The organism is Leptolyngbya sp. GB1-A1 (genome assembly GCF_039962475.1).
Classification (GTDB): Bacteria; Cyanobacteriota; Cyanobacteriia; order Elainellales; family Elainellaceae; genus Leptolyngbya_A.
The window spans coordinates 256,212-277,595 of record NZ_JAMPLI010000003.1 but is presented as its reverse complement, the minus strand read 5'-3'; the positions used below and the strand labels follow the sequence as shown (position 1 = coordinate 277,595).

Annotated in this window: 16 protein-coding genes; 10 read left to right on the top strand and 6 right to left on the bottom strand. The window is 52.6% G+C overall.

The genetic code is table 11. The annotated features are described in order from the left end of the window. Window positions 1–92: 92 nt before the first annotated feature. Window positions 93–1,328 carry a SpoIID/LytB domain-containing protein gene (locus tag NDI45_RS05025; protein WP_348246680.1) on the top strand — a complete coding sequence of 412 codons (1,236 nt, stop codon included), beginning with the start codon at window positions 93–95 and terminating at the stop codon, window positions 1,326–1,328. Window positions 1,329–1,482: 154 nt separating this feature from the next. Here NDI45_RS05025 and NDI45_RS05020 read toward each other — a convergent pair whose 3' ends face one another. Then, window positions 1,483–2,985, bottom strand: coding sequence for an ATP-dependent DNA helicase RecQ (locus tag NDI45_RS05020; protein ID WP_348246679.1), 1,503 nt, complete (start codon window positions 2,983–2,985; stop codon window positions 1,483–1,485). A gap of 418 nt (window positions 2,986–3,403) precedes the next feature. Then, window positions 3,404–4,810 carry an NADP-dependent phosphogluconate dehydrogenase gene (gene gndA, locus NDI45_RS05015; protein ID WP_348246678.1) on the bottom strand — a complete coding sequence of 469 codons (1,407 nt, stop codon included), beginning with the start codon at window positions 4,808–4,810 and terminating at the stop codon, window positions 3,404–3,406. A gap of 403 nt (window positions 4,811–5,213) precedes the next feature. Here gndA and NDI45_RS05010 point away from each other — a divergent pair, with 403 nt between their 5' ends. Together NDI45_RS05010 and NDI45_RS05005 are read left to right on the top strand one after the other, a co-directional pair. Further along, complete coding sequence (locus NDI45_RS05010) at window positions 5,214–5,531, top strand: DUF4090 family protein (RefSeq protein WP_190793103.1); 318 nt, start codon at window positions 5,214–5,216, stop codon at window positions 5,529–5,531. A gap of 173 nt (window positions 5,532–5,704) precedes the next feature. Next, window positions 5,705–6,082, top strand: coding sequence for a hypothetical protein (locus NDI45_RS05005; protein WP_190793102.1), 378 nt, complete (start codon window positions 5,705–5,707; stop codon window positions 6,080–6,082). Window positions 6,083–6,138: 56 nt separating this feature from the next. Here NDI45_RS05005 and NDI45_RS05000 read toward each other — a convergent pair whose 3' ends face one another. Then, window positions 6,139–6,459, bottom strand: coding sequence for a hypothetical protein (locus tag NDI45_RS05000; RefSeq protein WP_348246677.1), 321 nt, complete (start codon window positions 6,457–6,459; stop codon window positions 6,139–6,141). A gap of 458 nt (window positions 6,460–6,917) precedes the next feature. Here NDI45_RS05000 and NDI45_RS04995 point away from each other — a divergent pair, with 458 nt between their 5' ends. Continuing rightward, window positions 6,918–7,388 carry a tetratricopeptide repeat protein gene (locus NDI45_RS04995; RefSeq protein ID WP_190793109.1) on the top strand — a complete coding sequence of 157 codons (471 nt, stop codon included), beginning with the start codon at window positions 6,918–6,920 and terminating at the stop codon, window positions 7,386–7,388. 411 nt (window positions 7,389–7,799) lie between these two features. Here NDI45_RS04995 and NDI45_RS04990 read toward each other — a convergent pair whose 3' ends face one another. Beyond that, complete coding sequence (locus NDI45_RS04990; protein ID WP_348246676.1) at window positions 7,800–7,955, bottom strand: hypothetical protein; 156 nt, start codon at window positions 7,953–7,955, stop codon at window positions 7,800–7,802. Here NDI45_RS04990 and NDI45_RS04985 point away from each other — a divergent pair, their 5' ends adjacent. Continuing rightward, entirely contained in the window at window positions 7,956–9,143 is a 1,188-nt protein-coding gene (locus tag NDI45_RS04985; protein WP_348246675.1) for an HhoA/HhoB/HtrA family serine endopeptidase, read from the top strand. It begins immediately after the preceding gene. An 86-nt stretch (window positions 9,144–9,229) separates the two neighbouring features. Here the strand turns inward: NDI45_RS04985 and NDI45_RS04980 are convergent, their stop codons facing one another. Then, window positions 9,230–10,171, bottom strand: coding sequence for an alpha/beta fold hydrolase (locus NDI45_RS04980; protein WP_348246674.1), 942 nt, complete (start codon window positions 10,169–10,171; stop codon window positions 9,230–9,232). A gap of 206 nt (window positions 10,172–10,377) precedes the next feature. On the opposite strand from NDI45_RS04980, the gene mnmG reads away from it, so the two are divergent. The 4 genes from mnmG to NDI45_RS04960 all read left to right on the top strand — a co-directional run bounded on the left by mnmG (window position 10,378) and on the right by NDI45_RS04960 (window position 16,808). Then, window positions 10,378–12,288 (top strand): tRNA uridine-5-carboxymethylaminomethyl(34) synthesis enzyme MnmG, encoded by a 1,911-nt coding sequence (gene mnmG, locus NDI45_RS04975; protein WP_190793098.1) that lies wholly within the window; start codon window positions 10,378–10,380, stop codon window positions 12,286–12,288. A gap of 397 nt (window positions 12,289–12,685) precedes the next feature. Then, complete coding sequence (locus NDI45_RS04970) at window positions 12,686–13,756, top strand: hypothetical protein (RefSeq protein ID WP_348246673.1); 1,071 nt, start codon at window positions 12,686–12,688, stop codon at window positions 13,754–13,756. A 117-nt stretch (window positions 13,757–13,873) separates the two neighbouring features. Then, complete coding sequence (locus tag NDI45_RS04965) at window positions 13,874–15,814, top strand: hypothetical protein (RefSeq protein WP_348246672.1); 1,941 nt, start codon at window positions 13,874–13,876, stop codon at window positions 15,812–15,814. A 175-nt stretch (window positions 15,815–15,989) separates the two neighbouring features. Next, entirely contained in the window at window positions 15,990–16,808 is an 819-nt protein-coding gene (locus NDI45_RS04960) for a hypothetical protein (protein ID WP_190791838.1), read from the top strand. 71 nt (window positions 16,809–16,879) lie between these two features. Here the strand turns inward: NDI45_RS04960 and NDI45_RS04955 are convergent, their stop codons facing one another. Further along, window positions 16,880–18,838: a primary-amine oxidase gene (locus tag NDI45_RS04955; protein WP_348246671.1), complete on the bottom strand. Its 1,959-nt coding sequence runs from the start codon at window positions 18,836–18,838 to the stop codon at window positions 16,880–16,882. A gap of 543 nt (window positions 18,839–19,381) precedes the next feature. On the opposite strand from NDI45_RS04955, the gene NDI45_RS04950 reads away from it, so the two are divergent. After that, window positions 19,382–21,331: a serine/threonine-protein kinase gene (locus NDI45_RS04950; protein ID WP_348246670.1), complete on the top strand. Its 1,950-nt coding sequence runs from the start codon at window positions 19,382–19,384 to the stop codon at window positions 21,329–21,331. The last annotated feature ends 53 nt before the right edge of the window (window positions 21,332–21,384 follow it).

Genomic DNA, 21,384 nt, shown 5'->3' with positions numbered 1-21,384 from the left:
GGAGTCCGCATCGCTCGATCGGTATAAAAACTCAACGAAATTAAGCCAATACTAAGCCAATGATGAATGTTGAGGGGAGAGGAGCCTGACGAATGACAAAGACGCACCACGCAACAGCAGCCAACCATGAAATTCAAGTCAATCGAATCCAAGTTCCTCAGGTTCAAGGGCTGAAGTGGCTCTGGCATTACGGTAAAAAGTCGGGCTGGATGACCCTTTTGTTTTGGCTGGTGGCGATCGCGCCTGCATGGGCAGGACTGGAACTGCGAGTGGCGATCGAACAAAACGTGAGCCAGGTGAAGGTTGGCAGCTCTACCGATGCAGTGTTGCGAGACGGTTCAGGACAGGTCTTGGCGCAGATTCCGGGCATGAACGCGGTGATGGCGCAGTCAGAAGACGGACAAATTGCAGTTAACGAGGTCGAAACGAGCCAGCTTTGGGTAGAGCCAAAGCGTTCCGACGGCTATGTCTTTATTGGGGACAAGTGGTATCGCGGCAGAACGTTGGTGATGCCAACTGCAGGCGGATTAACGGCTGTGAACTACGTTGATCTAGAGCACTATCTCTACAGTGTTGTGGGTGCAGAAATGCCGACAAACTGGGATTTAGAGGCTCTGAAGGCTCAAGCGGTTGCTGCTCGCTCTTACGTGCTGTATCAGCGTCAGAACAGTGCCAATGCAGTCTTTGACGTGGGCGATACAACTCAGTGGCAGGTTTACGGGGGACTGGAGGAAGAAGCTGCCAGCACCAGAGCCGCCGTGGATGCTACGAAAGGACAGGTTTTGACTCATAACGGGCAGATTATTAACGCCGTCTTCCACTCCTGCGCGGGCGGACACACCGAAAACGTGGAAGATATCTGGACGAATCCGCTGCCTTATTTGAGAGGCGTCGTCAGCCCAGACCAGGATATGCAGGGATGCCAGTGGGAATCGCGCACTGTATCAGCGCAAGAACTCAGTGAGGCGATCGGCTACAGCGGCACGATTTATTCAGTCATGGTGAATCGTCATCCTCACGGGCGCGTCCTCTCGCTGCAAATTGACGGCAGTGCCGGATCTGTGACGATCGATGGGGATGAGATGCGAAACAAGCTAAAGCTAAAAAGCACCCTTTTCTCGATCGACCCAATGCGCGGACAAGTTGCCAGTGCGGGGAGTGTGCCTGCGGCTCCGCTCACGTTTCAGATTAGCGGCAGTGGCTTTGGGCACGGGGTCGGGATGAGTCAGTACGGTGCCTACAAGCTGGCTCAGCAGGGCTGGAACTATCAGCAGATTGTAAGCCATTACTACACTGGGGTCAGGCTGTCACGAATCGAGGTGCAGTAGGGGAGATCGGGTCATTCCAGGAGCGTGTTTGAGTAGTCGCCAATGTCCTGCGTTGCCCGCTAAATCCCCCAGTGCTGGAGGACTTTGAAACCCATAGCAGGGTTAGGGTGGTCGTAAGCATTGGTGTTCAAGCATTCCCTGTGAAGATTTCTATTCAGGTACACCGATCGCAGTGTCCGCATCCTTTCCTATTTTCTTTTAGTCGATCTGCCTCTGTCGGAAAGCCAAACGCTCGAAGCAGAAATTGCCAGCGGCAGGCTTTGGTCGTGAGGTACTGGCGCATGGGTTCGGCTGAGTGTTCAGTGGCTTGCCTGGCTTGCTGCAATGAAAAGGTGATTGATTTGTGAGGCGATCGAATCACGTAATGAAAAGGGTCTTGCCACTCTAGCTGGCCAGTGCGGTGTAGCAGGGCAAGGGCAATCTCGCTCTGCTTAAACTGACGGCTGACCTCGATTAAATTGCCCTGAGCTGGGATCTGGCGGATCAGGGTTTGAGCTAATTGCTGCTGTTTGCGGAACTGCGCCTGGAAAAATTGCTGTCGTTGGCGATCGGTAGGGTCGAGCCATCCGGTCGGTTCGCTGATAAAGGTGAGTGCCTCTGAGGGTTTGCCGTCGCGTCCTGCCCTGCCGACTTCCTGAATGTACTCAGACAGCAACATCGGCGACTGAAAGTGGATAACCCAGCGGACGTTTGGCTTGTTAACCCCCATTCCAAAAGCAGAGGTGCAGACCACAAAGGGCATTCGATCGCTAATCCAATCCTGTTCGATCGAGCGACGTTCTGGAGCACTCAGCCCCGCATGGTATGCCGCGGTAAGGTAACCCTGTGTGGTGAGCCACCGAGCCAAGTCTTCTGCATCGTGTCGGCTTCGTGCATAAATCAGTCCGGTGCCTGCTTGCTTACCATTCCCTTGCAGGGGAACTCGTTGACGAATAAACCGCAGGATCTGCTGTCGTCTGTCGCGAGGAGACCAGGCGATTTTGACCGCTAGGGACAAATTCGATCGATAGGGACTTTGCAGAAATTTCTGTGGCTGAGTGAGCTGAAGTACCTGGGCAATCGTCTCTTGTACCTGTGGGTCAGCAGTGGCAGTAAAAGCGGCGATCGAAAGGCGAGTTCCGAGCGGTTTTTGGTGCAGCAGGGCAGGACGCACGGTTCCTAAACGCCGATAGGCAGGACGAAAGCCGTCTCCCCATTGAGAAAGGCAGTGCGCTTCGTCGAGGATGAGACTGTGAATGACGAGATGAGGTTGGGACAGACGTTCCCACACAGGAGGGCTGAGTAAAGTTTCTGGTGAAAGGTAGAGCAGGCGCAGTCTTTGCTGATCGATCGCCGAAAAAATCTGGCGGCGTTCATTGCTAGAAAGCTCGCTATGCAGCAGGGCAGCAGGCAACCGACGCTGACGCAATTCCTGCACCTGGTTCTCCATCAAAGCCACCAGCGGCGAAACAACCAGGGTCAGTCCGGGACGCATCAGGGCAGGCAACTGAAAGCAAATTGATTTCCCACCTCCGGTCGGTAGGACGATCAGGGCATCTTGTCCGGTCAGCAAACTCTGAATAATTTCTGCCTGAGACGATCGAAAATCGGGGTAGCCCCAAATTTGCTGAAGGGTCGATCGCGCCTGCTGCCAGTCGAACGAGGTGGAATGAGTCATGGGACGCAGCCTGATTCCGGGATATCAAATTCAGCGTTCCCGGTTTCAGTTCGTCAATTCACGGCGATTTTAGTCTACAAAAACCTCGCCTAAGGCATTCACAAACACAGCTGTTTTGCCTGCGTTCGCACCACCATTGCACCTAACCATTCTCAGACGGTTTGCTTCTCCTTCGGGTTGAACTGTTTTTCTGGTTGAATTACCTTTCCGGTTGAACTGTCTTTTCGGTTGAATTACCTTTCTGGTTGAACTGCCTTTCCGGTTGAGCGGTGATACTGAAATCAAGCCGATCGCCTGGGGTGAGCGCAGTTGGCTTTGTGGGTTGCAGGGATTGTCTCTGAAAGGGATTGTGTCTGAACTAAGTGATTCCCCCCTCCCTAAAAGGAGGCTAGGGGGGATCGGAGGGGTTTTGACCTGTTTAGAACCAGTCGGCGTGGAAGGTTCCGGGCTTGTCGGTGCGCTCGAAGGTGTGTGCGCCGAAGTAGTCGCGCTGCGCCTGGGTCAGGTTTTGCGGCAGACGATCGCGGCGGTAGCTGTCGAAGTAGTCGAGCGATGCGCTAAATGCCGGAACGGGAACGCCCAGCTTGGCAGCCGTTGAGAGAACTTCGCGCCATGCGTCCTGGCGATCGAGAATCGTTTGCTTGAACTCCGGTGCGAGCAGAAGGTTTGCCAACTGCGGATTTTCATCGTAGGCGTGTTTGATTTTGTTCAAAAAGCCTGCCCGAATAATGCAGCCGCCTTTCCAGATGCGCGCCGTTTCGCCCAGGTTCAGGTTGTAGTTAAAGTCCTGGGAAGCCTTGCCCAACAGTGCCATCCCCTGCGCGTAGGAGCAGATCTTGGAGCAGTAAAGGGCATCGCGGATTTTGTTGACGAATTCTTTTACATTGCCGTCGTATTTGCCCGTGGGACCATCCAGCACCTTCGAGGCAGCGACCCGCTCTTGCTTGATCGAGGACATAATCCGGGCATTCACTGCTGCCGTAATCGTGGGAATGCTCACGCCCAGTTCTAGCGCACTGGAAACCGTCCAGCGACCTGTGCCCTTTTGTCCGGCAGCGTCCATAATCACTTCGACCAGGGGCAGCCCGGTATCGGGATCAAGCTTCTTAAAAATGTCTGCCGTGATCTCGATCAGGAAGGAATTGAGTTCGTCGGTGGTGTTCCACTCGGCAAAGACTTCGTGAAGCTGAAGATGATCGAGTCCAAGGGTATTTCTCAGCAGGTCGTAGGCTTCGGCAATCAGCTGCATATCGCCGTACTCGATGCCGTTGTGTACCATTTTGACGTAGTGACCCGATCCACCCGAACCGATATAGGTGACGCAGGGACCATCATCCACCTGTGCAGCAATTTTGGTGACGATCGGTTCAATTTCGCGATAGGCAGATTCTGTACCGCCAGGCATCAGACTCGGACCATTCAGCGCACCTTCTTCGCCACCACTCACGCCCATACCAATAAAGCTTAGCCCGGTTGATTCCATTTCCTGGACGCGCCGCTCGGTGTCGGTGTAGAGCGAATTACCGCCGTCGATAATCATGTCGCCTTCTTCCAGCAGCGGCTTGAGCTGATTCATCACCGCATCCACCGGGCTTCCAGCTTTCACCATAATCAAAATACGGCGTGGACGCTCCAGCGATTGAACAAAATCTTCGAGCGTATGGGCAGCATAAAAATTCTTGCCCTGTGCCCGCGTTTGCATAAACTTGTCCGTCACGGAGGTCGTGCGGTTGTAAACAGAGACGGGGAAGCCGTTTCGCTCAACGTTGAGCGCGAGGTTTTCTCCCATCACGGCGAGACCAATCAAACCAAAACTTTGTGCCATAGGACTTGCGTTATTCTTTGCTTACTCTGGGTTTGCTGACTCTGGAACTGGCTTGTAAGACCTCACAATGAGGTCAGGGCAGTTAAGACAAAAGAGATTGCTAGCGAAGATTCGATCGCAACCAACCAGAAAGATCTCAGTGAGCCGATCGCTTCAAGGAACCACTGGAAAAACTGAGAACCGAACTGAAAATTAGTGAAACGGATCAGGCAAATTGCTTTATCCCCTTCAGGGTAGACAATGGTTCAAGCCAAGCTGGGTTGCCGAAAGGTTTTCTTTATACGAGCGGTTAAAAATCGTTTTTCCACTTTTATTAGCGATCGTCCCCATCAATGCTTGCCTCTATCTCTGGTTGCAGACCGTGCCTGATAATAGTGAGGAGACGTAACTAGGTAGGCTTTCCATGACAACGAACGTAACGCCCGAACCGCAATCCTCCTCTGAGTCCACCACTGGAGCAGACGCGATCGATCGGGCAATTGCAGCCGGAATCGATTTTGACGGCTCACCGATCCCGCCGGCAAAGCTTGATCTTTACAACCAGGTGATGGGGCTCGAAGCCGGACGGCAGCGCAGCGGCGTGTCAAATACCATGCGATCGCGAATTGTGCGAATTGGCGCGAAGCACATTCCCCAGGACGAGCTAAATCAAAAGCTAGAAGCCGCCGGGTTTGCCCCGCTCAAAGACAAAGAGATTGCGTTTTACTACGGAAGCAAGTGAGCTTTACCGGCTCCCAGTATGCTGAGGGGAAGTCATTAAGCGTCAGATACAAACCGTGAGGGACATTGGATTCTTTGTATCAGGTTCTTCACGGTCAGGTCGATCGTTTGAGGTTAACCTTCTGAGCGAAATGGCTGCCTCTTTTCCTTACATTCCAGTTGAACCGACGTTCGATGATGGAGCTTCTCTTTGAATTCTCACGATCGCACTGTATTGCGATTTGCGCCTTTCTCATTCCGGCGAATCTATTCTCGACGCTGCAAGCCATGATCTTTACAGGGATCGGTCGCCCGATCGCTCAAGTGGGGATCATGTCTGGTGCGGCCTTGGGCTATGCCACGCTGATGATGATCCACGTTATTAGCTGGTGGGCAATCGGAGTGGTGATGCTGCCCACTTACATCCTGCCTGCACTGGCGGGGGTTTGCCTGGCAATTAACCTGGTCTGCCTGATGATTAGCGCAACGCACTTCCGCCCAGAAATTCCCTGGATTGATCGGCGAGAGTCGTTTGCAGTGGCGTGGTTTTTGCGTCGAGTGGGGATGATTTAGCTTGCGTAGGATGGGTTAACGCAGCATAATGCATCAGCTTCGGGAATACAAAATTCTCAGGAAGCGTCCTGACAGTGAAACTGGAACTCTTCTTCCAAGCTGGGCGTTTCGATTTCGCTTTGTGCCATTGCCTGAAGTGCGTTCATCTGCTGTTGCAGCTTTTCAATTCGTTCCTGTAAGCGTGTCTTGATCTCGGCAGAGCCGGAGGTTACGCAGTCGCGGCAGGCTTCCCCCTGCATCACGTCGCGATCGTCGTATAGCACTGCCAGCATAAGCCGATTGCGGCGGGTACGAACTGGATAGGCTCTGTGACCGCAAATCGCACAGAAGACAGGGGCATTGCCGATGTAAACGCTCTGTTCCCAGACAATTTTCACGGGTTGACCTCTTAAAGCACTTTTAAAGCAAAGGTGTGCGATACGCAGGAGTTTTTACAAGGGAATTTGGGGAATTAAGGAAGTAAGGCTCGATCGCCGCAGAAGATTTAACTTTGGACTATAGCCTAAGCGATTTTTCGTGATCCTGTGCCCGAAGTTCAGACTGTTTTAAGTCGAATTGCAGAGGAGGTTCTGTTGATTTTGCGACGAGAGCAGTACAGGAAGAACAATCAATCGGGCGGAGCGGGTATCCATTTTGCGGGGATCAAAGCCGATCGCCAGAACAGACCAGAGCCTCATCAGAGTCTAATCAGAGTTTAATCCAAGCTCAATCAACGCCCAATCGATGTCGTAATTCAAGATACAAGCTTCTGCATGACACTTAAGATAAAAGTGTAAGGGCTGTGAAGATTAAACTCAGATTCAATGGGGCAGCCGTTTTGCAGGAAAGCAAATTCATGGATAACCTCGCGATCGATCGCCTCTTGAATAACCTGAAAAATCCCGATGAGCTAACCCGGCAGGAGGCATCCGAGGAGCTTTGGCGGATTTGGTTTCATCAAAAAGGGGCTTATGGACTGGAAATCCTGAGTCAAAGTCAGGCATTGATCGAAGCAGATCAGCGAGAGGCAGCCGAGGCACTGCTGACTGATCTTGTGCAGGATCAGCCCGACTTTGCCGAAGCCTGGAATCGGCGTGCGGTGCTGTATTACCTGCAAAAGCAATATCGTCGATCGCTTACTGATTGTCAGCGAGTAGTCGAACTAAATCCGGTGCATTTTGGCGCACTGCACGGAATGGGTCTATGTCATGCTGCACTGGGCGAATATGCTGCGGCGATTCAGGCATTTCGTCGCGCCCTTGAGATTCAGCCCTACGCGCTGATGAATCAGCGATTAATTTTAGAATGCACGGCACGGTTGTCTTAGGACGTGGTTTAAAGCGTGTTGCGATTGATTACGCTATAAAGATCGGGTGCATCAGGTACTGGGGGACGTGCCCAACGCGGTAATCCAGGATGCCTACACGATCGAGCTGGCTGAACAGTGTCAAATGCATCAAACTAAATTTCCCACCTGTAGGGAGCTTTGAGCAGTTTTTCCAGCATTCGGGGTGAGGGGGCAGTTCATCAAACACTTTGGCTTGCTGCGATCGCTTGTGGGTATCCAGCAGACCCTACCAGGGGGGAACCGACGATCGTAGTTCTTGTTTCAAAGTCCCCGATTTATGGAGACTTTAGGAAGCAATGCAAGGTCTCAACTCTTGCTCAAACTCCCTTCAGCCCCTTCTCCTTCTAGAGACAGAGATTCTTTTGAGGTGGGAAAACCGCACTCGGCTTTTCAAGACAGTGCCATAAAATTAAACGTGACGCTGAATTGCTGAATTGAAAAGCGTTTCAGCCTTCTGAGATAGCTGTCGATCGGTGCGTCACTCTCCCGGTGAATCACGTACTCATTGATGGCTCGATCGCGATGAAATTTTGGGATGGATAGCACATGATCACCCGCAGACTCGCACAATTCATAGTCGGGAAACTGACCCGCATTCTGGCAATCACGCTGGGTATTGTTTTTGCATTTGCCTCTCCCAGTTGGGCAAGCCCTTTATCCTCTTACCAGATGCCGCAGACAATTGCCCAGGCTCCCGCGATACAGCGCACCCGCAGCTTTGTCGCAATAGCGGTTGAGCGCGTGGGTCTGGCAGTGGTGCGAATCGATACCGAGCGAACGATTAGTCGTGGTCCTGATCCATACATGAACGACCCCTTTTTCCGGCGATTCTTTGGTGACGGCATCTTTCCGCCTGGGGGTGAGGAGCGGCTTCAGGGACAGGGTTCGGGCTTTATTGTGGATAGCAACGGCACGATTTTGACCAATGCCCATGTTGTAAGCGATGCCGATCGTGTAACGGTGATTCTCAAAGACGGTCGCCGCCTGGATGGGGAAGTGCTGGGCGTGGATGAAGTCACCGATCTGGCAGTCGTCAAAATTCCGGTGCAGAGCAGCCTGCCAACGGCTGCATTGGGCGACTCTGACGATGTGCAGGTGGGAGACTGGGCGATCGCGATGGGCAACCCGCTGGGCCTGGATAATACGGTGACCTTGGGAATCGTGAGTACCCTGAATCGATCGAGTGCGCTGGTGGGCATTCCCGATAAGCGATTGGACTTTATTCAGACTGACGCTGCTATCAATCCGGGCAACTCTGGCGGACCTTTGCTCAACGCCGACGGCGAAGTGATCGGCATCAACACGGCGATTCGGGCAAACGCGACGGGCATTGGCTTTGCGATCCCGATCAACACGGCGAAGCAAATTATGCCGATTCTGGCACGCGGCGAAGATGTGCCCCATCCTTATCTGGGCGTACAAATTGCTGATCTCACTCCTGATCTGGCACGGCAAAACAACCGCGATCCCAATGCCACAGTAATGCTGCCCGAAGTGAATGGAGCGATCGTCTTAGGCGTCGTCCCTGATTCTCCCGCAGCCCAGGCAGGCATCCGACGCGGCGATGTAATTACTCAGATTGAAGGGCAGGCGATCACCTCTGCCGATCAGCTTCAGGGATTAGTCGATCACAGCCAGGTCGGTCAGCCCTTGCAGGTAAATGTGCAGCGCGGGGAACGATCGCAGTCGCTCACAATTCGCACGGCTCCGCTGCGAGAAAGACGGCAACGATAGACTGCTTGAAAGACGAAAAACACCGAGCGAGGGGTAGAGCAATCTACCTCTTTTTTTACTTTTGCCTTGTTGCAAGCAACCTGTATCTAAAATCTCCCTTGAACTTCTGTGAGGAGTTGGTCAACCCCTTGCTTCCAAAGTTGCTTATCGACCGTAACGAGCAAAGTATGACCTGTGTTTGGAAAAATAACGAGCTGCTTTGAGCCATTCAGATTCTGAAAAATCTGATCAACCTCTTCTAAGGTCGTCCATTTATCGAGTTTGCCGTGCAGTAGCACAGCAGGGCATTTGACCTGAGTGGCATAAGTAACTGGATCATGCGTAAAACCATTAAATCGATGTTGAATGCTCCCCCAGAAAACAAGCATTTCGGCGATCGGAAAGGGTGGCAGCCTGACTGCTCTTAATCGACTTCTAACCGCATCTAAAAGTCGTGCAAAAGGAAGCTCAAGAATGACTGCATCAGGGTTCACTTGCTCGCGGGCAACTGCTCTCAGAATTGCGGCACTTCCCATTGACACCCCGTACAGCACAAATGGACGCTTGAAGTTTGAGCGTTGAGCGTAACTCAGGGTTAGGGCAACATCTTTGGCTTCTCGTACACCGATCGTTGTTGTGTTGCCACTGGAACTGCCAACCCCTCTAAAATCAACCAGCAAGGCATCATATCCTAGCTCGTGAAATACCTCGGCTGGAGCTAAAAGCTGTTTAGCCTTGCTCCCTCCATTTCCAGGAAAAAGTAGAACCGTCCCGCGAGACATAGATCCTTGAGCAGGAATAAACCAGGTCTCCAGCCACTCGGTTGGATTGATGGAAATACGCTGCTTGACAAATTCAAGTCCAACATCGAGCGGGAGTTTAGAACTGGTCGGTCTAGGACGTCCCAAACCCCACTGTCCAGGAGGATTATAGTGAGTCAGAGCATAAGCCCCTGCATAGGACAAAACATTGAGCGCGAAGAAAACAACCAGTAAGACCTGCAAGAGACGCTTTCTGCTTTTGCGATAATTTCTGGCTGCATTCATCATAGACCTTATCCTGAATCTGCTCACTCAGCATCAGCTTAAACCCGCCTGCCTGATCGCCACCCGCGTGATAACACTGTAAGCATTGATATCAGACGAAACCGAATGCTCCCTGTCCACGGGCAACAACCCGATCGCAACGTCATTCTTTAGCCCGATCGAACCCGCTAAAATGGGAAAGATCTCCCGGATGAGCAGCTTTTCAGGCTATGACCGTGCAAACGCCCACTGATTTTCAAGACTATTTTGATGTCGTCGTTGTCGGAGCCGGGCACGCAGGCTGTGAGGCAGCTCTGGCAACGGCTCGAATGGGCTGTCGGACGCTGCTGCTGACGCTGAATCTGGATAAAATCGCCTGGCAGCCCTGCAATCCAGCGGTCGGAGGTCCGGCAAAATCGCAGTTGACCCATGAAGTTGATGCCTTGGGCGGCGAGATCGGCAAAATCGCGGATCGCACTTATCTGCAAAAGCGGGTGCTGAATATCTCGCGGGGTCCGGCGGTCTGGGCGTTGCGGGCGCAAACTGACAAGCGGGAATACGCAGCCGTAATGAAGCGCATCATTGAAAATCAGGAAAACCTGATGGTGCGCGAAAGCATGGTTACGGATCTGGTGTTGGGCAAAAATGACGAAATTATTGGCGTTCAAACCTACTTTGGCGTTGCCTTTGGCTGCAAAGCCGTCATCCTAACCACGGGCACATTTCTAGGCGGCACGATCTGGGTCGGCAACAAGTCGATGGCGGCAGGACGCGCCGGGGAGTTTGCGGCAGTGGGCTTAACCGAAACCCTGAACCGCATGGGCTTTGAAACCGGCCGGCTAAAAACCGGGACTCCAGCACGAGTAGACCGGCGATCGGTTCACTACGACGCACTCGAACCCCAGCCCGGAGACTCCAACGTGCGCTGGTTTAGCTTTGATCCTGAAGTCTGGGTCGAACGCGAGCAATTGCCCTGCTACCTGACCCGCACCACCCCGGAAACCCATCGCATCATTCGAGAAAATTTGCATCTGTCTCCGGTGTACGGTGGCTGGGTGGATGCGAAAGGTCCGCGCTATTGTCCCAGCATTGAAGATAAAATCGTCCGCTTTGCCGACAAAGAATCACACCAGATTTTCATTGAACCTGAAGGACGCGACATTCCTGAACTTTATATTCAGGGCTTTTCAACCGGACTGCCGGAAAACTTGCAGCTTCAAATGCTGCGATCGCTCCCCGGCCTGGAAAACTGCGTCATGCTGCGTCCGGCGTATGCGGTGGAATACGACTACATCCCCACAACTCAGTGCTACCCAACGCTGATGACTAAAAACGTTGAGGGGCTCTTTTGTGCAGGGCAAATTAACGGCACAACCGGATACGAAGAAGCCGCCGCCCAGGGCTTGGTGGCAGGAATCAACGCCGCTCGCTTTGCCCGCCATCAGGACATGATCGTGTTTCCGCGTGAGCAGAGCTACATTGGCACATTAATTGATGACCTTTGTACTAAAGACCTACGCGAACCCTACCGGATGCTGACTTCGCGATCGGAATATCGCCTGATTCTGCGATCGGACAACGCCGACCAACGCCTGACCCCCCTCGGACGCGAGATTGGATTAATCGACGATCGCCGCTGGGAACTTTTCACCCGTAAACAAGCAAACATTGCCGCTGAAAAAGAACGGCTGCACGAAACCCGCGTCAAAGAACACGAGCCGATCGGCAAGCAAATTGCGGCAGAAACTCAGCAGGCAATCAAAGGATCGATTACGCTGGCAGATTTGCTGCGTCGTCCTGGAATTCACTATGCGGATTTCGATCGCTATCAGCTCAGCAACCCTAGCCTGGCCCTGGCAGAGCAAGAAGGCGCAGAAATCGACATCAAATACTCCGGCTACATTCAGCGGCAGCAAACCCAGATCGAGCAAATCGCCCGCCAGGAGCATCGCCCGCTCCCCCCCGATCTGGACTACCACGCCATCTCGACGCTTTCAAAAGAATCCCGTGAAAAGCTGGCAAAGGTAAAACCCCTCACTGTTGGACAGGCGGCCCGCATTGGTGGCGTGAATCCGGCAGACGTGAATGCGCTGCTGGTGTATCTGGAAGTGCGTATGCTTCGCAGTTCCCTGAAGGGGTGATCGCGCACCAGATCGATAGACGAAGTCATTCGGTAGAGCCTTGTGACCCGAACTGCCCCACTTGTCCCTCATTGTCAGGTTCACGCCGATCGTCTCCACGACACTCAAGCTCTGAAGCAAACTCCGAAGCCGGCCGATTTGCTGATTTTTATAAACCATTTTCAGAAATCGGGGCAATCCTGATACAGTTGGGAGAAAAATACTAGTTTTCAACTGCCCGCACCTTTGAACTGACTACAAATAGCGATCGTTTCCTAGTTTCAATAGGTTACAACGCTGCATTTACAGGTTATAAAAGAGGGCAGTCTCGATCGAGAAGGATTTTATGTTTGGGCGAATTATCCCAGAAGTTCTTCTCCGCATCGCTCTTGATCACTGTCACTCATCCTGTCGTCCTATGTCCCAGCCTCCTTTTCAGCCTTCCTCACCCACCGACGATCAGCCTGCTCAGGCACAAGCCGAAGCAAGCATGGCGCAGACAGCCCTGCTAGAGCCGTTAGAATCTGCGGCAAGCAGTCCGTTTAACCAGAGTGCCGATCGCCTGATGGATGACCTGTTTGGTGGACTGGAGCAAGCTCTGGCACGGGAAACGTTGTTATCCGTTGAGCCTGAGCCTGCCGAAAAGCCCGCTCCGCCTGCGGAACTTCCTGTGGGGTCGATCGCCGCTCCTGGAGGAATCGCTGCCCTGATGCCTCGCCTCACGCCGCGTCAGCTTGTTCCAGGTGAGGTGGAGCCTGACCCGGATGTGGTGCTGGCAGTCAGTCAGTCAGCCCATCCTGCGGCAAAAAGACGATCGTTTGATATGCTACTGCTTTCGACGCTCTGCGCTTCTTTGCTAACCACAGGAATTCTCTGGCTGTGGCTTCGCAATACAGATCAGCTTCCACGCTGGAGAAATGGATCCGCGCAAACTTCCGCACCTGTGGCAAAAGCTCCCCCGCCAACCGCAGAACAAATTCAGGCAGCACAGCAGCAGCAGTTTTTAGACTATGTAAATCGCTCGCTCGATCGCATTGGGCAAGCAGCCAAAGCAAACCGACTGGCTCAGCAAAACCAGCCCGAAAAGCCCGCTGCCTCGCCGACTCCTTCCCAAACCGTTCTAGAGCGGGTCTACGTTCCGGTTTATCCGCCGCCTCAGGTGATCACCGCACAGCCTAACGTCGTCATTCAGCAGCCCAGTGCCTCCGCAACTGCCCCAAATACTGCCCCAAATACTGCCCCGACCACTCCTGCACCTGCGGCAAACGTGCCCAATATTGCGGCAGCTTCCAGCTACAAACTGATTGGTGTTCTGGAGCTGGGCGATCGATCGGCAGCCTTGTTTGAAGTTAACGGCAGTCCACGCCGGGCACAGGTGGGTGAACCGATCGGCGATAGCGGCTGGATACTGGTTTCGGTTTCAAATCAAGAAGCGATCGTGCGGCGCAACGGAGAAGTGCGATCGATCTACGTGGGGCAGGAGTTTTAGGGAAATGATTTTGACTTTTCAAATTCAAATCCTTGCTGAGGCAGTTACCGATAGCGATGGAGAATCATTCTGCTAATGTGATAGTCTGCTTGGGACGATCGCGATCGGTCAGGAGAGATGAAACCATTTCCCGCTCAGGCCAAGGTGAGGCAGATTCGCTATGGACAATGGGCTGAATGGCTAATGCTATTTGGCAGTACGCTGTTTATCTATCTGGCGAACGGAGCAATCATCAGCTCGAATGACAGTGTGCCGAGTAGCCTGCTTGCCTTTAACTGGCTGGAGAATCATACGCTGCATTTCGATGCTTTTCGCGGCGGACATTACTATATGCCCAATGATATTTTTGGGCAGAACGGTATTCCCTATTTCTTTACCGAATCGCCGACCGGACATCTCACTTCTGCTTATCCGATCGGTACTGCATTACTCAGTTTTCCGCTCTATGCGCTGTTTTTTCTCTACCTCAAGCTGAGCGCAATTCTTCAGCATCAACCGCTGGGTTTAGACATTACGAATCCGGCATTTGAGCCGCAGCGACAGTTTTATGAAAAGCTTGCCGGAGCCATCTTAGCTGCTCTGACCAACGTTATTTTTTATCTACTGGCAAGGCTGAAATTCGATCGATCGATCAGTTTATTAATCACCTTTATCTACGGCTTTGCCACACTAAATTGGGCGGTGAGTTCTCAGGGACTTTGGGCCCATACACTTTCAAACTTGGCTCTGGTTTGCATTCTGCTGTGCCTCTGGAAAGCTAATCGACTAGAGGGCGAAAGTCTCTCGCATCGGCGCAAAACCATGTTGGTCACTGCCGGCTTTTTTAGCGGTTTATTGCCTGCAATTCGTCCAACAGGTTTACTGTTTCTTGCTGCAATATTGGTCTACGTTGTCGTTACCTATCGCAGGGAAACGCTGTTTTTTCTGATTGGCGGACTGTCTTTTTTGTTCAATAGTGCCTGGAATATTTATTATTTCGGATTCAGTCTGCGGGTTTTGATTGTCGGTGGCTACAGCAGCCTATTTCAGCATTCAAGCACCTATGATTGGACGCTGAACTATTTTAATACGGCGTTTTGGGGATATCTCATCAGTCCGAGTCGTGGCTTGCTGATCTTTTCCCCGGTGCTGCTATTTTCAATTCCGGGATGGTATCAGGTTTACAAAAGACGATCGCAAACTGATGAACGGCTGCTGATTCTGCTTGGGATTGCCTGTTTGGTGCTGTTTATTCAGTACTGTTTCTATGTGCCCTGGTGGGGAGCGATTACCTACGGATCAAGGTTTCTCGTCGATTTTTTGCCCGTCCTGTGTTATCCGATCGCCTACGTTCTAGCGCATTTATTAAATCAGCTTGAGCAGAGCCGAAAACGAGTTTCTGTTCTTCTGGTTTCAGTATTTTTATTACTAACAGTTTACTCAACCTTTGTGCAGGTTGTGGGCGCATTTAGCGATCGGCATATTTGGGACACTTCCCCTTATTTCAGCGTCGATCGCTTGTGGAACTGGCAGGATAATCAAATTTCAAGACACACTAAAAACCTGCTGCTCAAGTTTAACGATCCGATTCCTCGTCCTAGAGTTTATCGTCGCCAGCTCGACGGCGTAATTGAAAAAATTCAAACCCAAAACGGTCAACTGATTCCAGAAGGGATCACCGTTCGCCCTTCCCAGGAAATAATTCTGCAAGCGCAGCTCAAAAATACGGGCAAGGCACAGTGGTTTGGCTACGATACAGGACTAAGGCGCGGTAGAGCGATCGTGAAGGTGCAGTTTTTCGACCGCGATCAACAGCGAATTCCTAACTCAACACCAAACTTGCTCTTTGTCCAAGGGACACCCCGTCCGGGAGAAGCCACCAAAGCAATGGGAGCGATCGTGTTTCCCCAGCAGCCCGGAACCTACCAGATGGTTTTCACCCTGGGACTGGAGCGCATGGGAAATTTTCCGCCTGACACTCGACCCGTTAAATTGATTGTTCAGGTGACGCAGAGTGCCTTGGGTCCTCAATCATTTGAAGATGAAAATTGCTTTCAATTGCTGATCTACAAAAGTTAAGATTCTGCGATTAAATTTGGGCTAACTGAGAGAATGAGTACTTATCGCTCTTCGATTACCGTTGGCATTTTTCGCTCAGATCTCTCTGTTTCTGATATATCTGCTGCTCACTCATTTACTTTTTTCTTAATGAGAAAGTTTATTTACTTTTTCAAAGATTGGGACATTAGATGTTATGACAATTCGGAAGTTTCCCCTAGAAGCAATTCAAAAACTCAGAAACACGATTCAAGCGGAGCTTGCGATAGCAAATACCCAAACTCAGCTCTCTAGCTGGCCTGAACCCAGTACAGAAGTGCCCGAACCCGAATTCCTCGACGACTTGAGCGACATTTTTACCTTTGGCGGACGATCGAAAGAAGAAAGAACCGATTTTGTGCAGCGAAGCCCGTGGTTAATTAGTCCGTTTAATCCGGCATCGGTGCTGCTCAAGCTACCCGGACTATGGCTCAAACCGGGATATTGCTTGGTGGGCTACCTGTATCGCACTGCTTCCAAAGAAGCCGGACTAATCTTTGCCCTGCCCGAAGCACTCAGCACCACAGCTCACCTGCAACAAGCCCTGACCCACAGCACGATCGCCACTCCCCCTAAGCCCGAAGGCGCAATGCCACACTTTATGGCTGCGATCGACGGCGATCGATCAGCCGCTTCATTTATGGTCGCTTCTCTACTCAAGCGCGAACTGCAAGAGTTTGGGACGAGGCAAAGCAGTTCTCCCCCCGAGGCGATCGGCAAGCGATCGATATGGCGCCACCACCGCCTGATCCAGGCTTTGCCTAGCAAACTTCCCTGGCAGTGGCACACCGAAATGCCCAAAGACTGGTTCCCTAAAGCAAGCGTCCTGCCTAACGGACAGGCAGCCGTTGAATTTTTCTCCTGCCGGGTGAGCGCACAAGAAGCCGTAATGTATCGTCATCTCGATCGCTATCCCGTGGATGGGTATCAGCCGACTAGTTCGGAGCGGGCGTTAGCAGTGGTGAGGCGATCGTAGCGGGCAGGGGGCGGAGTCTCCTCATCCCCACTTTCCCATCCACCTATCCACCCATCCACCCATCCACCCATCTACCCCTCATGACAACACCCCTGCTCCTTCCCCTTTACCAACGGCGGTACATCTAGCGCAGGATTGGCATCAAAGAAGCCCACGGGCTTGAGCATAAATCCCGAATAGGCAGTGGGCATGACGGGGAAGTCTTCGGGGCGGGGAATGTGGTGGTGTCCGAAGGTGTACCAGACAACGAGATCGGTGTTTTCGATCGATCGATTGGCTCGCGTCCATTGGGGTAAGCCTTCGTCGCCCGGATGCTGGTTGGGATAACTGCCTGCAGCGAACATCTCATCGGGTTCGTAGGGCGTGACCCACAGGTGTTTGGTCATGAATCCGGCGCGCTTCAGAATCGGCGAGTCGGGATGGGCAAAGGGCAACACATTTTCACCAGGGACAATTTTGAAGCCAACGGGTTGACCGAGTCGATTAGTGACGTTCGGATTGACGACCTTCCAGTAGCGGGCGGTAAAGGGGTCGATAATGCGCTGGGCTTCCTGTTCGGTTGTGAGCAGCGTTGATTGAGCATAAAAGGCGTTGCCCTGAGGGTTTTCGGGGCCGATCGCCTCAGCGTAAGAATTCACCTCACAAACCGAGTTGCCTGTGCCATCCAGGTCAAAGTCGAGCCGCAGGTTAAAGAAATGCTGGTGGTTGAGGGCATTCAGCTCGGGAGCAACAACGGTGCCATACTGAGGAAAATCAACCAGCGTACCGCAAAGCAAAATTCCCGTCAGCTTGACTTCGTACTGAATCGTGCCGTCTTGATAGAAGTACCAGAAGAAGCCGTATTCGTAGTTATCAACGGTGGCAATGAAGGAAAGCACTAAGCGGCGCGATCGCCTCACCTGCGCTTCGTTCAGTCGCCAGTCGGTATGCTTCCAAAGAATTCCGTAGTCTTCTTCGTGCAGGCAGACTGCATTTTCCGTAATTGCAACTTCGCCCCGGCTGTTGGTCAACACAGCATCAAAATAGCGGATTTCGCCCAAACAGTCGCAGCCCAGCGTCAGCGAGTTTGCCAGGACACCCACGCCATGCTCGCCCACATCAAAGGCATTTTTGCGGTAGTGCTGCGGACGGGGATCACCATAGGGCACGACCATCTCCGACAGAGAAGCGCGATAGAGAATCGGGCGCAGCCGCCCCTGGTCCTCGTAGCTCACCTGGTGCAGCACTAGCCCTTCACGGGGAGTAAATCCGATTCGCAAATCCCACTTTTGCCAGCGGATATGGTGTCCGTCCACTTCAAAGCTCGGTCCTTCAGGCTGGGTGATGTGCAGGGGTTTGATGTCAGTTCTGAGCGGTGGCTGAAAGCGATCGGCATATTCACTCGCTTCCGGTGGCACAGGGACAACGTCCATATCCTCGATCCGCAGCACTTCCATTTTGTTCAGGTTCACAACTGGAACCAAACCATCGATCGGGCGAGCATAGAAGTTGCCGTCGGGTTTTTCGCGTAAATAGCACAGTGCCCGCGACAGCCGGATTCCCTTCTCGTCCTCAAAGCCAAAATTGCCGATCGCCCACGGGTCAACGACCACCAGATCCAAATCTGTAATGCCGCGTTTTGCCAGGGCTGCCCGAAATTCCGGGTGCGCTTTCACGGCTGCCTCACATTCTGACAGCTCATCCGGCATAATATTGGGCTGTACATCGGGAATCGCCTGCCAGAATACAACTCGCTTCTGGGTCAGGGAAACGATCGCCTCATAGGTGGTTCCAGTCTCATTATCTAGCAGGATTAAGAAGGCTTGCCGCTCGATCGGATCACCCACCTGAAAGTTCAGCACCGTAGACTTCGGCGGCTCCTTCAGGGTGACACAGGGAAACCGAAACGATGCCCCGACATCAACCCCTAGATTGGACTCCTGTCGCACCAGAGCCACTGCCGCAGCCACTTCTTCAACGGTGAGCGGCTCCAGCGGGTGATTCACAGGTTGGGTTAGGGCAAGTCTTAACACTTCATGCGTACTGGTCATAACAAATTGCTGAGCTAAAATTTTTCGATCCGGTTGCTTACTCCTTGCGGACGACAGTTTTTTTGCCCGAAAGAAGAAATAGGGTTGCTGCCTTCGAGTTTAGCAGGGTCTTGATTTGACCTACTTCAGCCCCAGCGGAATGCCATTTGTCCTGCTAAAGTTTTTTTGGAGCCGAGCGAGCATTGCCGCAGAGATATTCCGAAGGAGGTAGCCTGAAAGGCAGAGATAGCATTAGGATTGATAAAAATCTAAACCTCGTGCTTCTTGCCCTTTTCTAGTATCCCTTCAGCATTCACAGATGCTTGTGGGGAATCGCGTGAAATGGAAGCTGACATTGCGCTCCTTTTCGCTGCGTACTTCCTGGTTTGTATTCCGTCGGTCTGCATCTACATCAGGTTCGTGATTAGACTAAGTTCATTCAGTTGATTTAGTTCGTTAACTTTAGCTAACGAATTGACTGGATTTGCTTTGCCCTATTTCACTTTCCTTCTGTTATCGTTCAAAGCTCGGTTGTGACGGAACATCAGCGCAGCTATTCTTAACATGAGTCGCTCCCATTCCCCGCTCAGTCCCAATAAGCCGCTGGGCGGACGTTATCGAATTATTCAGCAGCTAGGAGTTGGCGGTTTTGGACGCACTTTTCTGGCGACTGATTTGCATTTGCCGGGGTATCCGCAGTGCGTGATCAAACACCTCAAGCCCCAGGTTAAAAGCGAAGATACGCTGCTCATGGCGCGACGCTGTTTTAACACCGAAGCGCAGGTGCTTTATCGGCTAGGCGTTCACGATCGCATTCCCCGCCTGCTGGCACACTTCGAGGAACACCAGGAATTTTACCTGGCTCAGGAATTTATTGAAGGCGAACCGCTTTCCCAGGAATTGGTCGAAGGCAAGCCCTGGTCGCAAGCAAAAACCCTCACCTTTCTGCAAGAAATTTTGCAGGTGCTGGAATTTGTGCATAGCGAGCAGGTGATTCATCGCGACCTCAAGCCTTCTAACCTGATTCGACGTAGCCGCGATCAAAAACTCGTGCTGATTGACTTTGGCGCAGTAAAGCAAGTCAGCAACCAGAATCTTGACCCCGACACCGGACAGACCAATCTCACGATTTCGATCGGCACTCAGGGCTATATGCCCAGCGAACAGCTTGCCGGAAAACCCCGCTTTAGCAGCGATGTGTATGCGGTTGGCGTGCTAGGAATCCAGGCACTGACCGGACTGCACCCCAAATATCTGGGCGAAGATGCGGTCGGCGAAATCGACTGGCATTCCTTTGCGGCGCACGTTCATCCTGCCCTGGTCGAAGCGATCGATCGCATGGTGCGGTACGATTTTCGCGAACGCTATCCCACTGCATCCGAAGCCTTGGCTGCCCTGAGCAACCTGCCTGCTGCCGTCGCTGAAGACATGACAGAACCGCCCTTGGTTCCTGTTCCAGCCACAATGCGCCAGCGTTTCACTGTGGCAGGGGCTTCTGGAAATAAAGCAGGGCTGAAAAATTCTGCGGGAGAAGCCGTCGCCCAAGCAACCCTTCAGGGGAACATTCAAACGATCGCTCCCAAGGCTGACAAAATCGACTTTCTGACAGCGGAAGAAGACGAACTGGCAACCGCCCTCTGGATACCCTCTGAGTCTTTTGGCAATAGCATTCCTGCTCAAACAGGCGCAACCCAGCTTCTGGGCAAACTCAACGCCCCAGATCCCATGATGACAATCGGGTCAGTAGCCTGGAGCGGACAACGCTGGCAATGGCAGCCCTGGTTTTTGCTGGGTACGGTAACAGCGGTCGGGCTGTCTGTGGCTGCGCTTCAGGCACGATCGCCGCTGGCGCTCAGAAACTGGTTCGAGCGCAACCCGCTTGCTTTTCCGACTTCGATCACGGCGAATCCTTCGACCAGCCCTTCTCCGCTGCCGAGTGATCCAAAGCAGCTTGCGACCGTACTGGTAGATCAGGCAACCCAGCTTCAAAGCAGCAAAAAATACGAAGAAGCCCTTCAGCTCTACGATCGAGCAATTGCTGCCCAACCGGACTTTGCCAATGCCTACACCAAACGCTGCGAAGTGCTAAACCTGCTGAAGCGTCCTGAAGCGGCGATCGTTTCTTGCAATGACGCGCTAGCATACAATCCCAATGACCCAATCGCCCTTTGGAGCAAGGGCAACGCGCTCATGCTGCAAAACCGCACCTACGAAGCCCTCAAGATCTACGAAGAAGTGACGGCTCTGAAACCGGATTATGCGCAGGGATGGATGCGACGGGGGGTCGCGCTGCAAACCCTGGGACGATCGGCAGAAGCCCTCAACGTCCTTGATCGGGGCATTGCCCTGGAGCGCAACGCGGCAGAAGCCTGGATTACCAAAGGGGCTGCCCTGCTGAACCTCCAGCGATACAACGACGCGATCGCTGCCCTGGACAAAGCCCTCCAACTTCAACCCAACAGCCACGAGGCAAAGAAATTGCGTCAGCAGGCATACGATCGAATGGGGCAGTAAACGGTTTGGTTTTAGCTCGAGATTGGGATGCGGATCAGCCAGGAAACGACTTT